The following is a 17871-nucleotide window of genomic DNA, read 5'->3' on the forward strand; positions in this document are numbered from 1 at the left end:
GAATCTTCTCTATAGGGTCGAGATGTTTTTATTTATCAAAATGTTTGTTTATTCAAGTTTTTTTGTTTAAAAAGAGAATAAAAACATTAGATGAAACGGGCTTTTTGTGATAGAATGAGCTAGAGAAAAAGCAAAAGTTAGGAGAATGTTTATGAATTGGAGAGAAAAACAATTACGTTTTTCTATTAGAAAATTAAAAATTGCCGTTGCCTCGACAGTTATTGGGATGAGTGCTTTTGGTGTGGCTCAACCATTAGTCCATGCGCTGGAAAATGGTCAAATCCAGACCAGTTCTAGCTTTGATTATCATTATGTTCTTGAGTCAGAATTGACCAATCAAGAAAAAAAATTAATTCAGCAAGAACTTCCGACTAAATCTGTAGGTGCTTATGACTCCTATTACATGGTCTATCGGCCAACCAATACTTTACCAGCTACTGGCTCACTTGATAATGGGTTGATGATTGGTGCTGGAATTAGTTTACTGTTAGTGGGTGTCAGTTTAGTCAGTCGTAAGAAAAAGCCAATTGTCACTAGTATCATCTTATTATCGACAACAGGAGCTATTTCAGTTTCAGCCCTTGGTGGTGGAGCTTTAGCGTCTTATGACGAAACTTTCACGATGCAGGTTGGTCAAACAATTCCTGAGACTATTAAAACAATTCCTAACCATGAGTTTATCGGTTATATTTTAGTTGATGAACCAGATGCAACGACGACTCAGGGCACTAGAGATGATTCGACTTCAAGTGTTTCACAAGCGATCCCTGCGACAACGGAAGAAGAGTCAACAAGCACGACTGCTGTCACAACCGAAGCAACTTCATCAAGTACGACGACAGCCACAACGGAAACGACAACGTCAAGTACCGCAACAGTCTCGGCTTCTACAACAGAGACAACAACCCTTCCAAGTACAACAGAGACTACCACGACCACAGAGGCAAAAACAGAGCCAGTTATTTCAACGGTTATTCAAGAAATACCGTATGAGACGATTTATCAAGATGACCCGACAGTACCAGTTGGAACAGAAACGGTCAGTCAATTAGGTGTGGTAGGGCAAAAACGCTTAACCTACACAGATGGAAAGCTAACGAGTGAAGAGATTGTTCGTCAGCCTATTTCTCAAATCATCACTCGTGGAACAAAGGAAACTCCGCAACCAGTTGAGACAAAGACCACTGAGATAGTCGCATTTGAAACTGAGATTCATACCGATGACACACTTGCTTTGGGCGAAGAGGTCATTGTTCAAGCTGGTAACAATGGTTTGCGTCAAAATACTTATTTAGATGGTCGATTGGTCTCTAGTGAGATTATCCAAGAACCAGTTAAACAAATCATCAAACGCGGGACAAAATCATCGGATCCAACAACACCGGTGGAAACGACGACTACAGAGTCTGTCGATTTTGATACAGAATATTTGGCCGATGATACTTTGCCTCTCGGTGAAGAAGTTGTTGTTCAAGCAGGGGTGGCAGGGGTTCGTCAGAATACTTACCTCGATGGCCAATTAGTGTCCAGTCAGATGATTCAAGAGCCACTCAAACAAATTATCAGACGTGGTACAAAAGTAGAACCTGAGACAACAATTGTACAAGTTGCAGTGCCATATTCAACAACTTACCAAGATGATTCTACCCTGCCAGAAGGTCAGGAAAAAGAAGTCCAAGCTGGTCAAGATGGTCTTGTGGAGCAAACGGTGCAAGATGGCAAGGTTATTTCCGAGAAAACCATTAAGGAAGCCGTTCCACGGATTGTTGCCAAAGGAACTAAAAAGAACACTACAACTCCAGTTGAAGGCACAGAAGTTGTGACTGAGGCCGTTGAGATTGCTCCAACAGAGACGAAGCAAGATGACGACACCCTTTGGCTAGGTGAAACAGAGACAATCCAAGGAACAGTAGGCGAAAAGACGATTACGACAACCTATAAGACCATCGATGGCGTTCGTCAACCAAATCCAAATGTAACTGAAACAGTCACAAAGGAAGCTACTCCGACTATTATAAAAGTAGGAACGAAGCCGATTGAAGGAACTGAAACTGTTACGAGCAAGGAAATCGTTGCCCATGGAACGAAAACAATTGAGGACCCAAATCAATACACAGATTACAAATCCGTGGTTGAAGGCACAGATGGCGAAGTTGAAGTTACAACAGTCTACAAGACCATAAAAGGTGTTCGTCAAGCAAATCCAACCGTTAGTCGTAAGACGACCAAGGAAGCTGTGGACACTGTCATCACAATTGGGACGAAAGTCAAGGAAGCAGAGAAGCAAACGCCTAAAGCTGTCAAGCAGACCGTGAAGATTGGGGAAACGCCAAAAGCAGAAGCTAGTATTGATTCGACTAATCTCACGAATGTTGCAAGTTACTCTTGGGCAACACAACCTAGTACGGCAAGTGCTGGACAAGCTCTTAAAGGGCAAGTTCTTGTGACCTACACAGATGGTTCGACAGATCTTGTAGATGTGACTATTGATGTTGTTGCCAATAAGGAAAAGCCAAGCCTAAGCCTTGCTAGCCTAGTTGAAAATGATGATGATAGAAGTATAACTTTAAACTATGATTTAACAGATCCAACATCTTCTTACACTGGTGCAACAATAGAAGTGATTGATAAGACGACAGGTGCAGTCGTTAAAACCCTTAGTCTGACAAGTTTTGATGACTTTGATTTGAGTGGGCTGGACTGGTTTGTGCCGTATACCTTAAGAACAACTCTCAAGTACGACTTAGGTCAAGGGGAGCAGTCCGAAGTCATCAGTGAAGTTCCATTTGAATTAGACTACAAACATGTTGAAGTAAAACATGTGACAACTGCTGATCTCTATCTCAAGCAAGATGATGGTAGCTATGTTAAGCAGGATGAGATGACTGAAATAACCAATCCTGTTTCTGATTACTATGTAAAAATAACTTCAACAGAACAAAAGGATATTTATTTAGCAGTTTCTTCTATTACGGAAGATACATACAATGGCAAAGCTGCCTACAAGGTTGTGGCAACATCGCCAGAACTCATTCAATATAAGGGTGTGAGTGACGAAAACCAGGCAGACTTTACCTTCTATACTAAGAAATTCCTTCCATCCAGCGGTGGTAAGTATCGAACATTTGAAGACTTGGTGACTGCAATCACGGCAAATCCAACGGGGACATTTGAAATTGATGCTGACCTTGATGCAAGTAAGTATACGCTTGCTAGTGGAGCAACTAGCTATATCGCTGGAAACTTTACGGGAACCTTACTTGGAAACAACAATGCAATCAGCGGCATAGTAGCACCGCTCTTTGAAAACTTGACTGGAGCCTTTGTCATTAAGGATTTAGACCTTAAGGAAGTTAATATCACCAATACTCAAAACTTCGGTGCCTTAGCGCGTGAGACGACAGGGGTTGCCGGTTCAAGCCTTATTAAAAATGTAGCTGTGCAAGGAACGCTTACAGGTGACCGAGCTATCGGTGGATTGGTTTACCGTGCACGGGATACTAAGTTTGAGCAAGTTGAATTTGATGGCACGATCAAGACTACGACTTACTATAATTACAACTTTACTGGTGGTATCGTTGGTTATCTTGACAAGAACAGTACCATTGACGGTGCTAAAGTTAATGTTGAGATTACAGCAGATGCGTCCAATAATCCTCAAGTTTTCCGTGTCGGATCTGTTGTAGGTGCAGCGGATACTAACACGAAAGTTGCGGACGGTACGATTAGAAATGTCTATGCGAGAGGCTCTGTTACCAATACTGGACAAGAATCGGCCCAGGTGGGTGGTATCCTTGGAACGACGAATGCTAATGCGACTCTCCGGAATGCGGTTAGTGCTGTTAATGTAACCAATGGACGCTCTGCTATTGGAACGGTCGGTAGTGCTAATTCGATGGATAATACGGTTGCGATTGTTGATACGGTAACGGCCTCAAGCAACAATGCTCCGACAACTAAGACGTCTGCGGAAGCTCAAGCTTTAGTTGATGCTATGAAACTTACAGTGACCTTAGAGGATAGTAAGGTTAACTATGCGAAATACGATGTCGATTATAGTGTTGTTTCAGCTTATGAAGCTGCTAATACACTTAAGTATAAGAACACAGAAAAACTCCTGCCTCTCTACAATAAAGAATTTATAGTTCATCAAGGAAATCTGATTACATCCGGCAAATTAGCAACAACAGAAATTCTTGAAGTGGTGCCGATGTCTGATGATAAAGTCGTCTCAGATTATTTTGGTGATAAGTCAAAAATTAATAAGCTTATGGTCCACTATGCTGATGGTTCGGTGGAATACTTGAAGTTAACCTATAAGGAAGACTTCAAAAATACAGCTATTGCTGAGTATACGATTGACGGGACTGACCTTATCTATACTCCAAATCAAATGACGACCAACTACCAGACAATTGTAAATCAGGTCAAGGCTAGTTTGGCAGCTCTTGATTACTATTCTGAGACTAATTTGACGAAACTTGGTAAGGATAAAGGTAGTGAGACTGTTGCAGATTTGATGGATAAGCTCTTCCTCAAAGAATCCTATGCTGAGGTCAAGGCTAACCTTGATAAGATTTTACCAAGCGTTCTTGCAACTTCAAATATTATCGCAACCGCTAACCAAGACCTGGCAAAATATGTTGAAGACAATAAAGAACTCTTGATGTTAGGATTGGCCTATGTCAACCGCTGGTACAATATTGATTTTGAAACATTTAATGCCAAGGATTTGATGCTCTACCACCAAGATTTCTATGGTGAGCCTGTTGATACTTTGGAGTGGCTCGTTGGATTAGCCAAAAAAGGGTACACCAATATTCAGCCTGTTAATAACGTCACCACTTATGTTAATAATTTTAAAGCTAACTCAGGCAAAGCCAGCCTCTTTGAATTATTGACAGACTTTAGAAAGACCTTCACAAACTATGCTAGTGATAGCGAGTGGTTCAAGGCAACATCTAAGGCTTATATTACAGAAACAGTCTCAAAAGAACGTCCTGACGTTGATGTTTCGGCATACAACCGCATGGTCAAGACGGCCTCAGAGCAAAACGGTATTTTACCACTCTTGACTGCCGATGAGGGTATCTATATCATTTCCAACATGACTAGTCTGACTTATGGTATGTTTGATCGGTACTTTGATGTGGACGGCTTGAAGACTTCAGACCCTACTAAATATGCTTCTGAAATTTCACGTGTCAAGGCCTTGGTTGATAATGCTTCTACTCGCCAAGCTGACTTCTTTGATATGTGGTATCGGATGAATCCAGAAGGAAAGCGAGAGCAGTTGATTCGCGTGCTCCCTGCCTGGGAAGCTTATACAGACTCAACTGGCACCTACCTCTCACGCTATGGCTATACCAACACCAATGAAGCTGTTCAAGACTTCTTTGGACCGATTGTTGGAGATTTACCTTCAGGCAGCTTAACCCAAAAACGTGGTTATCATACTAAAGATAGTGCTGGTGCGATGGCTTGGGGTAATGTTACCTACTTACTTAACAGTAGTCTCTTAACAAACTATGGTCTGTCACTTTTCAGTCATGAAACGGTGCACAACTTGGATAGTAATTTCTTCCTTGGTGGCTTTGGTCGACGGACGGGAGCAGGAGCTGAGTACTATCCAACAGGACTCCTCCAGGCACCGGAATCAGCAGGAGCTGCAACGAGCATCCTAGCCTTGAATACGATGTTTGACTATACAGCAAGTGCTGACGCCACGAACCGTTACCAGGCGGTTAGTCCTGAACGCTTCAAGACTATTGAAGATCTTCAAGAGTACATGCATGGTTCATTTGATGTAACTTACTTGATGGATTATGCGGAAGCAAATTCAGTTATTGCTCTTGGGGATGCGGCTAAGAAAGCCTTCTTTATGAAGTTAGAAAATGTCTATGAAGCATCTGGTACCAATGCTAATGCGACGGCCAAAAATGTCTATAGTTCCTTAACAGACGAAGAAGCCGCTAAATTGACTAGCTGGACAAGCCTAGTGGATGAAAGTATCATTGGACGACGAGACTATTATAGCGGTACAGGAGACCAAACCTTAAACCATAACGGTTATTATCGTATCGGCCTCTTTACACCATTCTATTCTGCTTTGACAAATGAGAATGGTATTCCGGGTGATATCAGTTTCCGTCGAATGGCTTGGGAACTCTTGGCTGCCAAGGGATATGAGGATGGATTCCTTCCTTATGTTTCTAATAAGCTAGCTGATGAAGCAACTGCTCAAGGGTCAACTATCTACAGTAGCTGGTACAAAAAAGATGTAGCTCTACCGACGGATAAGATTATCTTTGACAGTGTCTTCGGAAGTGACTATACTGATTGGGTAGCCTTCAAGAAGGCTATGTTCCAAGAACGTATTGACAAGGCTTCTACACTTAAACCAGTAACGATTACCTATTTAGGGAGTGAAGTGACAATTGATTCCTTCACGAAATTGCAAGAATTGATGAATGCAGCTGTTAAATATGACTATGACAAAGGTTTTGCAGCGAACAATAACTCATCACGCGTACGTGTGCTCAAAGGACTCATTTATAACGCCTATATTAGACAAACCAACGATTTTGAAAATTCTATCTTTGGAAGCTAATCAACTTGTTTTTAAAACCATCATTCAGATCAATGTCTCTGGATGGTGGTTTTTTAATTGTCGTTAGAAATTGGTTGCGTTTGCAAGTATTTTCTCTAACTAGTAGCTTCTTCTCTGTGAAGAAATCCTTGAAATTGCCCCTGCTTTTTGTTAAAATGGATAAAAGTATTTTTTGAGGGGGGACACATGTCTGAACGCGGTTTGCTGATTGTTTTCTCTGGTCCATCTGGAGTGGGGAAGGGGACAGTCAGACAGGAAATTTTTTCGACACCTGACCACAAGTTTGAATATTCTGTTTCAATGACCACACGGGCCCAGCGTCCTGGTGAAGTTGATGGTGTAGATTATTTCTTCCGGACCCGTGAGGAATTCGAGGAATTAATTAAGCAGGGCCAAATGTTGGAGTATGCTGAGTATGTCGGTAACTACTACGGCACGCCACTGCCTTATGTCAACGAAACCTTGGATAAGGGTGTTGATGTCTTCTTGGAAATTGAAGTCCAGGGTGCTCTTCAGGTTAAGAAAAAAGTGCCAGATGGCGTCTTTATCTTTTTGACACCACCTGATTTAGAAGAGTTGGAAGACCGCTTGGTTGGCCGTGGGACAGATAGTCCTGAGGTCATTGCTCAGCGGATTGAACGAGCCAAGGAAGAAATCGCCTTGATGAGAGAGTACGATTACGCTGTGGTTAATGACGAGGTACCTCTCGCTGCTGAACGCGTTAAACGTATTATTGAAACGGAGCATTTCCGTGTGGACCGTGTTATTGGCCGCTACGACAACATGCTCAAGGAACAAATTCGAAAACGATAAGAAAAGAGAACCAATCCTATGATGTTAAAACCGTCTATTGATACCTTGTTGGATCAAGTACCATCAAAATACTCCCTCTGTGTCCTGCAGGCTAAGCGTGCCCACGAATTGGAGGCAGGAGCTCAAGGAACTCAAGAGTTCAAATCTGTGAAATCAACCCTCCAAGCCTTGGAAGAAATTGAAGCTGGTCTTGTGACCATCCACCCAGATCCAGACCGTAAACGTGCCTCTGTCTTAGCTAAGATGGAAGCTGATCGCATCAAGGCTGAAGAAGAAGAACGCAAGATTAAAGAACAAATCGCTAAAGAAAAAGAAGAAGAAGGAGAAAAAATCTAAGGTTGGTATCAATCTTAGATTTTTCCTTTAAGGTGCAGACATGACAAAACTAGCTCAGATTATCGTTGATGTGCCGCTGATGCAGACCGATAAACCCTTCTCCTATCGGATTCCTGAGGACCTAATCGAGTTGACTCAGGTTGGATCTCGGGTCCATGTTCCCTTTGGACGGGGGAATCGCCTGCTCCAAGGTTTTGTAGTGGCCATAGCAGAGCAGGAAAATCTTGTTGAGACAACGGAACTCAAGGACATCCAGGAAGTCTTGGATCTTGAACCCGTGCTTAATTCAGAGCAGATTGCCCTGGCAGATGAGATGCGAAAGACGGTCTTTTCCTACAAGATTTCCCTCTTGCGGTCCATGATTCCGAGTCTTCTTAATTCCAATTATGACAAGCTCTTGGAGGCTGTCGAAGGGACACCGCAGGATATCCGTCAAAATTTACTGGGGGATAAGCCTTCCATTAGCTTTTCAAACCTATCAGACCAGGACCAAAGGCTTGCCCAACGTTTGGTCAAACAAGGCCTGCTCAAGTTGACCTACCTGGCTCAGGACAAGAAGACCCAGAAGACCGAAAAATGGTATCGGGTCAATCAAGCTAGGCTGGCAGAATTGGAAGTCCCTGCTCGTGCGAAAAAGCGGGAGGCCCTAAAGGAATTTCTGGATCAACAAACAGAAGGAGGGCGCTATAAGGAACTTCTTGAGGACTATTCTCGGGAGCAGATTGCCTTCTTTGTGGAGCAGGGAGGTCTTGAGATTTACGAGGTCGTCGTCAATCGCTCGGATGCCTATTTTGATCAGGTGGAAAAGACGGAGTTTCTGTCCCTCAATGCCCAGCAGGCCGAAGTCGTGGAGCGGATTACCAGTCGGATTGGACAGGCGTCAGTGCCCTTTCTCTTGGAGGGGATTACAGGTTCTGGCAAGACGGAGGTTTACCTGCATATTATTGACCGTGTGCTAAAAGAGGGCAAGACAGCCATTGTACTGGTTCCTGAAATTTCCCTGACCCCTCAAATGACCAACCGCTTTATTTCTCGTTTTGGGGACCAAGTGGCCATCATGCACTCGGGCCTCTCGGATGGGGAAAAGTATGATGAGTGGTGTAAGATTAAGTCCGGTCAGGCCAAGGTTGTCGTCGGTGCCCGCTCTGCTATTTTTGCTCCGCTAGAAAATATTGGGGCCATCATCATCGACGAGGAGCACGAGGCGACCTATAAGCAGGAGTCCAATCCCCGTTATCATGCGAGGGATGTGGCCCTACTGAGGGCCAAGCATCATCAGGCTGTCTTGGTCTTGGGTTCGGCGACGCCCTCTATTGAGAGTCGGGCTAGGGCCAGCAAGGGTGTTTACGAGTTTTTGGAGCTCAGCCAAAGGGCCAATCCTCAGGCTAAGATTCCTGAGGTTGAGATTTTAGACTTCCGTGACTATATTGGTCAACAGGAGTTGAGTAACTACACACCGCTCTTACTGGATAAGATAAAGGACCGTTTGGCCAAGGGCGAGCAAGTTGTACTTATGCTCAATCGCCGTGGATTTTCCAGCTTTATCATGTGTCGGGAATGTTCTTATGTTGACCAGTGCCCTAATTGCGATATTTCCCTGACCCTGCACATGGATACCAAGTCCATGAATTGCCATTATTGTGGCTATCAAAAAGGGATTCCGCGGACCTGTCCTAATTGTCAGAGTGCTAGTATTCGTTATTACGGGACAGGAACCCAGAAGGCCTACGATGAGCTTCAGGAAGCTCTGCCTGAGGCACGCATCTTGCGGATGGATGTGGATACGACCCGTAAAAAAGGCGCCCACGAGGCTATCTTAGCCAAATTTGGTGCCCACGAGGCAGATATCTTGCTGGGAACTCAAATGATTGCCAAGGGCTTGGATTTTCCAAATGTGACCTTGGTTGGAGTGCTCAATGCGGACACCTCGCTCAATTTACCTGATTTCAGGGCATCTGAGCGGACCTTCCAACTCTTGACCCAGGTAGCAGGCCGAGCAGGCCGGGCAGACAAGCCTGGTGAGGTTTTGATTCAAACCTATAATCCCAACCACTACGCTATTCAGTTGGCCAAACGCCAAGACTATGAGGCTTTTTACAAGCATGAAATGGCAGTGCGTCGCCAGTTGAATTACCCACCTTATTTTTATACGGTAGGTTTGACCCTATCCCACAAGGATGAGGAATTCGTCATCCAGAAATCCTATGAAATCCTGCGATTCCTCAAGGAGCACTTGTCCGATAAGGTTCAGATTCTGGGGCCGACGCCCAAGCCAATTGCCAGAACGCACAAGCTTTACCACTATCAGCTTATTCTCAAGTATCGCTTTGAGGACCAGCTAGAGGCAACCTTGAATGCCATCTTAGATTTGACACAGGAACCTGCTAATAAGGACCTGCGTCTCATCATCGACCATGAACCACAGAATGTGATGTGAGGACTCTCTTTTGGGGTCCTTTCCTCGCTTATGCTATAATAGAATTACGAAAGGGCTTGCTGCTCTGCTATTTTTCCAGAACCAGTAGCCTACAAATTGACGCTCGAAAGGAGACGACATGACCAAACTTATTTTTATGGGAACGCCAGAATTTTCCGCGACTGTGCTGCGAGGTCTGCTCAGCGATGAACGCTATGAAATCATCGCAGTTGTAACTCAGCCAGACCGTGCGGTTGGCCGCAAGAAGGAAATCAAGGTAACGCCTGTTAAGGCTGTGGCACAAGACTATAATCTTCCTGTCTATCAGCCCCAGAAACTCTCAGGCAGTCCTGAGTTGGAGGACTTATTAAGCCTAGGAGCAGATGGGATTATCACCGCTGCCTTTGGACAATTCCTACCGACCAAGCTTCTTGATGCCCATAATTTTGCCCTTAATGTCCACGCCTCCCTTTTGCCCAAGTACCGTGGGGGGGCACCGATTCACTATGCTCTCATCAATGGTGATGCTGAGGCAGGTGTAACCCTGATGGAGATGGTTAAGGAGATGGATGCCGGTGACATGGTAGCCAAGGCCAGCCTTCCAATTTTGGAGGAGGATAATGTCGGCACGCTTTTTGAAAAATTAGCAGTGCTGGGTCGGGATCTCTTGCTTCAAAGTTTGCCGGGCTATCTATCAGGTGAATTGAAGCCTGTGCCTCAGGATGCGAGTCAAGTGACCTTCTCACCCAATATCACCTCTGAACAAGAACGTCTTGACTGGGACCAGTCGGCCCGTCAGATTTTCAACCATGTTCGTGGGATGAATCCGTGGCCCGTCGCCCATACCCTCTGGAAGGGTGAGCGGTTCAAACTCTATGAGGTTGAACCCGTAGAAGGTCAAGGTCAGCCAGGTGAGGTTCTCGTCAAGACCAAGAAAGAACTAATCGTAGCAGCTAGTCAAGGGGCCTTATCTCTTAAAACGGTCCAACCGGCTGGTAAACCCAAGATGACAGTTCAAGATTTCTTGAACGGTTTGGGTCGCGATCTTGAAGTAGGTGATGTCTTTGGCAAATAAATGGAAAACGACCAGCCGAGGTCAGGCTCTGCTGATATTAGAGGACATTTTTGACAAGGGAGCCTATTCTAATATCGCTCTAAATAAGGCTCTCTCAGCTAGTCAATTGACCAGTCAGGACAAGGGGCTGGTTACGGAGTTGGTCTATGGGACAGTCGCTCGCAAGTTGACCCTAGAATGGTACCTAGCCCACTACATCGAGGATCGTGATAAGCTGGAAACCTGGGTTTACTACCTGCTCATGCTCAGCTTTTACCAACTGCTCTACTTGGACAAAATTCCTGACCACGCGGTGGTGAATGCAGCCGTCGATTTGGCCAAGGAGCGGAGTCGTCAGCGTGGCAGTGATAAGTTAGTCAATGCAGTGCTTCGTCGTTTCTTGAGAGAAGAGCGGCCAGACATTGATGCCATCAAGCGGGTTAACAAACGTTATTCGATTCGCTACTCCCTCCCTGTTTGGTTGGTGAAAAAGCTGATTGACCAGTATGGTGAGGAGCGCGCCCTAGCTATTTTTGACAGTTTATTAACCAAAAATAAGGCGAGCATTCGAGTGGTTGATCCTAAGGCTATCCAAGCCATAGCAGAGCAGACAGGAGCAGACCGTTCTCAACTATCCCCGGTTGGACTGACCAAATCTTCAGGTCACTTCGCAGCGATGGAGCTCTTTCAGTCAGGACAAATCACCATCCAAGATGAGACCAGTCAGTTGGTTGCCCCAACGCTGGCTATTAGAGGAGATGAACGCATTCTTGATGCCTGTGCTGCACCCGGTGGCAAGACGGTCCACATGGCCAGTGAATTGACGACGGGCTCTGTAGTCGCCCTAGATTTGCATCCCCACAAGCTGGATTTGATTGAAGAAAATGCCCAACGACTGGGGTTAACAGACCGTATTCAGACGGTTCCTTTAGATGCCAGAAAGGTCCACCAACATTTCCCGGCTGACAGTTTTGACAAGATTTTGGTTGATGCGCCTTGTTCTGGGATTGGTCTCATGCGCCGCAAACCGGACATCAAATACACTAAGGACCTCCAAGATTTTGACAGTTTACAGGCGATTCAGCTAGAAATTCTGGCTAGTGTTTGTCAAACCCTACGAAAAGATGGTATAATTACTTACAGTACTTGCACGATTGTAGCAGAAGAAAATCAGGAGGTCCTAAAAAAATTCTTGGAGACGCATCCGAATTTTGAACAGGTTCCTCTTAGTCACTCCTGTCAAGATATCGTTCAGGATGGCTGTTTGGTCATTACACCTGAACTCTTCCAGACAGATGGTTTTTTCATCGGTCAGGTCAGACGGGTTCGCTAACCTAATGGTTTAGGGCTTTTGGTCTAAACCTACTAGGTTTACTCAACAAATTAGATGACGGATGTAAGGTCGGCATAACTGGAGTTGGTCTGCTAATCTTAGTTCATCTAGTTTGACGGTTACATGTGTATAAGATTGAGCTTTGCTATTTTTTAAAAACATCAGAGTTCTTAGTAAAGGAGACTGACGACGTCAGTAGTTAACGATATGAAGATTGCACTTATGACGGATATTGGGCAGAAACGCTCCAATAACCAAGATTTTGTCAACAAGTTTGATAATAAGGCTGGGGTAACCCTCATCATCCTTGCTGATGGAATGGGAGGCCACCGTGCTGGAAATATTGCCAGTGAGATGACTGTTACCGACCTGGGTCGCGCTTGGATTAATACTGACCTCCGGGATGCTGAAGGGATTCAGACTTGGATGACGGAGTTGGTTCAGACACAAAATACCAAGATTTACGAATTGGGACAGACTGAAGACTATCAAGGTATGGGAACCACGATTGAAATGATTACGATAGTGGATCGTCAGTTGGTGTATGCCCATATCGGTGATTCACGGATTGCCCTAGTACGCGATGGCGTCTACACACAACTGACAAGCGATCATTCCTTGGTCAATGAGTTGGTGAAGGCTGGTCAAATCACCCCTGAAGAAGCGGCAGTTCACCCGCAGAAAAACATCATCACTCAGTCTATTGGGCAGGCAACTCCTGTTCAGCCTGAAACAGCTATTCATACGCTTCAGGCAGGCGATTACGTGGTTGCAAACAGTGATGGTCTTACCAACATGATTTCGGCGGAGACAATCGCTACTACCATAACCGAAGGCGAAACGCTTGAAGAAGCAACTCGTCAATTGATTGATTTAGCTAACGAAGCTGGTGGCCTTGACAACATCACGGTTGCCTTAGTGAAGGTTGAAAGCGAGGAAGGATAATGATCCAGATTGGCAAACTTTTTGCTGGACGTTATCGTATTCTCAAGTCAATCGGACGCGGTGGGATGGCCGATGTGTACTTGGCCAATGACCTGATTTTGGACAATGAAGAAGTTGCCATCAAGGTGCTTCGAACCAATTATCAGACTGACCAGGTTGCCGTAGCCCGTTTCCAAAGGGAAGCGAGGGCCATGGCAGAGCTCAACCATCCAAACATCGTAGCGATTCGAGATATTGGAGAAGAAGACGGCCAGCAGTTCCTCGCAATGGAATATGTTGACGGCTCAGACCTCAAAAAATATATTCAAGACAATGCTCCCTTGTCTAACAAGGAAGTCATCCGTATCATGAACGAAATCCTCTCGGCCATGACCTTGGCCCACCAAAAGGGGATTGTTCACCGAGACCTTAAGCCACAGAACGTCCTTTTAACCAAGGACGGGACAGCCAAGGTGACAGACTTCGGTATCGCAGTGGCCTTTGCAGAGACCAGCCTTACCCAGACCAACTCCATGCTGGGATCGGTCCACTATCTGTCACCAGAGCAGGCGCGTGGCTCCAAGGCAACGGTTCAGAGTGATATTTATGCCATGGGAATCATGCTCTATGAAATGTTGACTGGCCATATCCCATTTGATGGGGATAGTGCGGTCACAATTGCTCTTCAACATTTTCAAAAGCCTCTCCCATCGATCACAACTGAGAACTTAAATGTTCCTCAGGCTCTAGAGAATGTTGTTTTGCGAGCGACGGCTAAGAAATTGACGGACCGCTATATTTCAACCTTCCAGATGAGCCGTGACCTATCGACTTCCCTACATGAAAGTCGTAGCCATGAGCGCAAGCTAATTTTTGAAGATTCAGCAGATACCAAGACCTTACCGCGCGTGGACCATAGCACAGCGACAACTCGACCTGTGCCAGTCACACGACAAACCACTGCTACTCCGCGTCCAGAACCTCTTCAAAAGCAAGATACAGTAGTGGAAGAATCAATCGTCGTGAAACCTAAGAAAAAGGAACGTCGTTTCCTCTTCACGCTTCTTAAACTCTTCTTTGGTCTCTTGGTTATTGGAATTTTAGCTTTTGCCTACCTAATTGTTTCGACACCAACGACAGTTACAGTACCTGATTTGACAGGTATGACACAGGATCAAGCCACTCAAAAACTTCAAGAGCTTGAACTTGAACTTGGGGATGTAACGGAACAAGAGAGTGCTGACGTGGCGGCTGGTCTAGTCATTAAGACTGACCCAACATCTGGAACCTCTAAGAAGGCTGGTTCTAAGGTAGATTTAGTGATTTCGACAGGTGTCCAAACGATTACGCTAGAAGACTATGTTGGTCAGGATTACGATACGGTTAAGGCAAGTCTAATTTCCCAAGGAGTAACATCAAGTAAGGTTACCTACGAGGAAGAAGAAACCCTTGATTACGTTGAAGGAACGATACTTAAACAGTCTTTAGCTGCAGGATCAACCTATAGTTTAGGTTCTAGCAAAGAGATTAAGTTCACTATTGCTAAGGCTCCTAAGACCACAACGATTCCTAATCTAGTTGGTTTTACCTATTCCCAAGCCATCGATGCTTTATCAGCATTAGGATTTTCTACCTCTAATATTTACAGCAATCCTTCGTCAGTTAGCTCAACTGCAACAGTAATAGGGCAATCACTCTATGCTGGTGAGGAAGTTGTAGCTAAGGATAGCGAAATCACCCTCTATTTCAGTACGGAAGAAGAGGAATCCGAGTCTGAGAGTTCTGTAACGACTACGCCGAGCTCAAAAAGCTCATCTGACTCTGAGAAATCTTCAGAAACAACGACAACTCAAGCTACTAATAGTTCAGAATAATAATTTTAAAAGCAGGCACATCAGTGTCTGTTTTTTGCGGTTAGAGAAGTAGAATGGAAGATGCGATTTCCTGTAAAATTTGATAGAATAGAAAACAGATAAGACTAGGAGGAGCGACCTCCTAAAAAGTTGGGTAGAAAGGAGTTCGTGTGAAAAAGTTCCAATTATTCTTGCTTGTTGAAGCAGTTTTACTGAGCATGGCCTTTATGACGATTTTGTCGAGTGACGTGCCGAGCTTCGTTCTCCTTTTGGTTGTGGTCTTGCTGGCAACTCATTATTACAGTTCAGGGCAGCGCAATAATTTTCTATTGACGGCTAGCCTCCTTGTTCTTTTCTTGATTTTTATGCTCAATCCCTATGTGATTGCGGCAGTTCTTGTCGGGGTGGTTTATGTCATGATCAACTATTTTTCCCAGGTCAAGGATAAAAATCGTTATGCCTTTATCAAGTTTCGGGAGGATGAACAAACCATTAAGCCCATTGCCAATCAATGGATTGGCTACAATGAACATCTCTTGTCGGATGCTTATGGCTTTGATGACATTAATATCACTCGCTTGTCGGGAACGGATGTTATAGACCTTAATCGTGTGATTGTGACCGGTCGAGACAATGTTGTCTTGATTCGTAAGATTTATGGTCCTACCCAAATCTTGGTTCCAATTGACGTTTCTGTAAAACTAGATATCAATAGCATCTACGGCTCAGTGAAGTTTTTTGATAAGCCAGAGTATGATTTGCGAAATACAACCCTCAAAATTGCTCAGGATGATTACTATCATTCAAACCGAACGGTAAAAATTATCATCAGTGTTTTGGCTGGAACAGTGGAGGTCAAACGCGTATGACCAAACGAACCATTTTAACCATCAGCCTCTACGCTATCCTGACCATTGTGACTGTAATTTCGGTTGTTGTACGGAGTTTTGGTATCGACCTGACGGAGTTTCTCAGCGATTGGGTTCGGCTGGTTCGTTTTAGCTTCGCTATTCTTTCCTTAACAGCCTCTTTGGCTCTCCTACTTATGTCGGGCTGGTATCTCTGGGAAGAATATAGTAAGCGGCAACTCAACCATACCATCAATCAGATTTTAGATAACAAGGTTGTAACCCATCAGCCGGATACTGACTTGGGCAACAATATTTTGCGCCTGTCGACCAAGATGCAGCACCTGACTGCCAACCTGCAGCGGACGGAGAATGCTCACATCGAAAATACAGAGGACATTGTCAAGCAGGAGCGGCGCCGGATTGCGCGTGATTTGCATGATACGGTCAGCCAGGAACTTTTTGCGGCCAGTCTCATGCTTTCTGGGGTTAATCAAATGGCAGAGCAGTTGCCCAAGGAAAAACTCAAGGAGCAGCTAACAGCGATTGAAACAGTCTTAACCGATGCCCAAAAGGATCTGCGGATTTTGCTCCTACACTTACGCCCAACAGAGTTGGATGGTCGCAATTTAGCGGAGGGCTTGGAGATGATTTTGCAGGAGTTACAGGATAAGAGTGATATTCAAGTTAGCCTGTGTTCCAATATGAGCCAGTTACCACGGTCGATTGAGGAGAACCTCTTTAGGATTGCCCAGGAATTTATTTCCAACACCCTCAAGCACGCTCAGGCGACTAGGCTAGAAGTCTACCTCAATCAGCAGGACAATGAGGTCCAGCTCAAGATGATTGATGATGGGAAGGGCTTTAACCTGGATGCGGTTCGAAGCCTGTCCTATGGCTTGAAAAATATCGAGGATCGGGTCAATGACCTGGCAGGAAGTGTTCGCTTTTTGAGTCAAATTGGACAGGGCGTATCCATGGATATTCGCCTGCCCCTGACTGCTATTGATAAAGAAGAAAGAGATGGAGAAACAGATGACAGTCGTTAAGGTAATTCTAGTTGACGACCATGAGATGGTTCGACTGGGACTAAAAAGTTTTTTAAACCTCCAGGAAAATATTGAGGTCATTGCAGAAGGAAAAACAGGCCAGGAAGGTATTGATTTAGCCCTTAGTCTCAAACCTGATGTCGTAGTCATGGATTTGGTCATGCCAGAGATGGACGGGGTCGAAGCAACCTTGGCTATTCTTAAAGAATGGAAGGAGGCTAAAATCTTAGTCTTGACTTCCTATCTGGACAATGAAAAGATCTACCCCGTCATTAAGGCTGGCGCCAAGGGCTATATGCTCAAAACCTCTAGCGCTGCAGAAATCCACAATGCTATTCTTAAGGTATCACGCGGTGAACTGGCTATTGAGACGGAGGTGGACAATAAATTCAAGTACCACCAAAACCATCCAGACCTGCACGATGATTTGACAGCTAGGGAACGGGATATTTTAGCCTGTCTGGCCAAGGGTTATGACAACCAGACCATCGCAGATGAGCTCTTCATTTCCCTCAAAACAGTCAAAACTCACGTGTCCAATATTCTGGCAAAACTTCAGGTCGATGACCGAACCCAGGCAGTGGTTTACGCCTTTCAACACCATCTGGTCCCACAAGACGATCAATAAGTGGTAT

At 44.8% G+C, this 17871-nt stretch carries 11 protein-coding genes; all 11 read left to right on the forward strand.

Annotated features, from left to right (window positions below; all coding sequences use genetic code 11):
• Positions 1-151: 151 nt before the first annotated feature.
• The 11 genes from ACFORF_RS07145 (at position 152) to ACFORF_RS07195 (ending at position 17864) form a co-directional block, all read left to right on the forward strand.
• Entirely contained in the window at positions 152-6610 is a 6459-nt protein-coding gene (locus ACFORF_RS07145) for a ZmpA/ZmpB/ZmpC family metallo-endopeptidase (protein WP_380426788.1), read from the forward strand.
• Between the two features lie 186 nt (positions 6611-6796).
• Positions 6797-7423 (forward strand): guanylate kinase, encoded by a 627-nt coding sequence (gmk, locus tag ACFORF_RS07150; protein ID WP_380426790.1) that lies wholly within the window; start codon positions 6797-6799, stop codon positions 7421-7423.
• A gap of 18 nt (positions 7424-7441) precedes the next feature.
• Positions 7442-7759 (forward strand): DNA-directed RNA polymerase subunit omega, encoded by a 318-nt coding sequence (gene rpoZ, locus ACFORF_RS07155; protein ID WP_380426792.1) that lies wholly within the window; start codon positions 7442-7444, stop codon positions 7757-7759.
• Positions 7760-7799: 40 nt separating this feature from the next.
• Positions 7800-10196 (forward strand): primosomal protein N', encoded by a 2397-nt coding sequence (locus ACFORF_RS07160; protein ID WP_380426794.1) that lies wholly within the window; start codon positions 7800-7802, stop codon positions 10194-10196.
• A gap of 118 nt (positions 10197-10314) precedes the next feature.
• Positions 10315-11250, forward strand: coding sequence for a methionyl-tRNA formyltransferase (fmt, locus tag ACFORF_RS07165; protein WP_380426796.1), 936 nt, complete (start codon positions 10315-10317; stop codon positions 11248-11250).
• On the forward strand, positions 11240-12562 hold the full coding sequence (gene rsmB, locus ACFORF_RS07170; RefSeq protein ID WP_380426798.1) for a 16S rRNA (cytosine(967)-C(5))-methyltransferase RsmB: 1323 nt from the start codon (positions 11240-11242) through the stop codon (positions 12560-12562). The genes fmt and rsmB overlap by 11 nt, the downstream gene beginning before the upstream one ends.
• A 207-nt stretch (positions 12563-12769) precedes the next feature.
• The gene (locus ACFORF_RS07175; protein WP_380426800.1) at positions 12770-13507 is read left to right on the forward strand and encodes a Stp1/IreP family PP2C-type Ser/Thr phosphatase; all 738 of its coding nucleotides are present in this window, start codon (positions 12770-12772) and stop codon (positions 13505-13507) included.
• Positions 13507-15360 carry a Stk1 family PASTA domain-containing Ser/Thr kinase gene (gene pknB, locus ACFORF_RS07180; RefSeq protein ID WP_380426802.1) on the forward strand — a complete coding sequence of 618 codons (1854 nt, stop codon included), beginning with the start codon at positions 13507-13509 and terminating at the stop codon, positions 15358-15360. Before ACFORF_RS07175 ends, pknB begins: the two co-directional genes overlap by 1 nt.
• 149 nt (positions 15361-15509) lie before the next feature.
• Positions 15510-16208 carry a cell wall-active antibiotics response protein LiaF gene (gene liaF / locus ACFORF_RS07185; RefSeq protein ID WP_380426804.1) on the forward strand — a complete coding sequence of 233 codons (699 nt, stop codon included), beginning with the start codon at positions 15510-15512 and terminating at the stop codon, positions 16206-16208.
• Positions 16205-17236, forward strand: a complete 1032-nt coding sequence (locus ACFORF_RS07190) for a sensor histidine kinase (RefSeq protein WP_380426806.1) — start codon at positions 16205-16207, stop codon at positions 17234-17236. Before liaF ends, ACFORF_RS07190 begins: the two co-directional genes overlap by 4 nt.
• A complete protein-coding gene (locus ACFORF_RS07195) occupies positions 17223-17864 on the forward strand; it encodes a response regulator (RefSeq protein ID WP_380426808.1) in 642 nt (213 codons plus the stop codon). The genes ACFORF_RS07190 and ACFORF_RS07195 overlap by 14 nt, the downstream gene beginning before the upstream one ends.
• Positions 17865-17871: the final 7 nt, after the last annotated feature.

This window comes from Streptococcus caprae, assembly GCF_042649745.1.
GTDB lineage: Bacteria > Bacillota > Bacilli > Lactobacillales > Streptococcaceae > Streptococcus > Streptococcus caprae.

Bases quoted from the DNA above. Each gene is read 5' to 3' on its own strand.
- ACFORF_RS07145 (WP_380426788.1), top strand. From the start codon at position 152: ATGAATTGGAGAGAAAAACAATTACGTTTTTCTATTAGAAAATTAAAA.
- gmk (WP_380426790.1), top strand. From the start codon at position 6,797: ATGTCTGAACGCGGTTTGCTGATTGTTTTCTCTGGTCCATCTGGAGTG.
- rpoZ (WP_380426792.1), top strand. From the start codon at position 7,442: ATGATGTTAAAACCGTCTATTGATACCTTGTTGGATCAAGTACCATCA.
- ACFORF_RS07160 (WP_380426794.1), top strand. From the start codon at position 7,800: ATGACAAAACTAGCTCAGATTATCGTTGATGTGCCGCTGATGCAGACC.
- fmt (WP_380426796.1), top strand. From the start codon at position 10,315: ATGACCAAACTTATTTTTATGGGAACGCCAGAATTTTCCGCGACTGTG.
- ACFORF_RS07175 (WP_380426800.1), top strand. From the start codon at position 12,770: ATGAAGATTGCACTTATGACGGATATTGGGCAGAAACGCTCCAATAAC.
- pknB (WP_380426802.1), top strand. From the start codon at position 13,507: ATGATCCAGATTGGCAAACTTTTTGCTGGACGTTATCGTATTCTCAAG.
- ACFORF_RS07190 (WP_380426806.1), top strand. From the start codon at position 16,205: ATGACCAAACGAACCATTTTAACCATCAGCCTCTACGCTATCCTGACC.
- ACFORF_RS07195 (WP_380426808.1), top strand. From the start codon at position 17,223: ATGACAGTCGTTAAGGTAATTCTAGTTGACGACCATGAGATGGTTCGA.